The sequence below is a fragment of the Microtetraspora sp. NBRC 13810 genome (assembly GCF_030268685.1).
Lineage (GTDB): Bacteria > Actinomycetota > Actinomycetes > Streptosporangiales > Streptosporangiaceae > BSRQ01.
This window is the reverse complement of sequence record NZ_BSRQ01000084.1, coordinates 1-336: the sequence shown is the minus strand read 5'-3', so window position 1 is coordinate 336 and position 336 is coordinate 1. Positions and strand designations below refer to the sequence as shown.

General features: G+C 67.9%; 1 protein-coding gene. It reads left to right on the top strand.

The window, feature by feature from the left end; translation table 11 throughout:
- Window positions 1–336: AAA family ATPase (locus QSK26_RS41550; protein ID WP_285780872.1), on the top strand; the 336-nt coding region annotated here is incomplete at both ends.

Below are 336 nucleotides of genomic sequence, written 5' to 3'. Positions count from 1 at the left end.
TCTCGCTGACCGACGCGGGCGCGCGAAGAGTGGCGACGTATTCGGGTGGCATGCGCCGCCGCCTGGACATCGCGATGAGCCTGATCGGTGATCCGCCGGTCATCTTCCTCGACGAGCCGACGACCGGGCTCGACCCCCAGGCGCGCATCGAGGTGTGGCAGGCCGTCAGGGAACTCGCCGGGCAGGGGACGACGGTGCTGCTCACCACGCAGTATCTGGACGAGGCCGAACAACTCGCCGACCGGATCGCGATCCTGCACGAGGGCCGGATCATCGTCAACGGCACCCTCACCGAACTCAGGCAACTGCTCCCGCCCGCCAAGGTCGAATACGTCG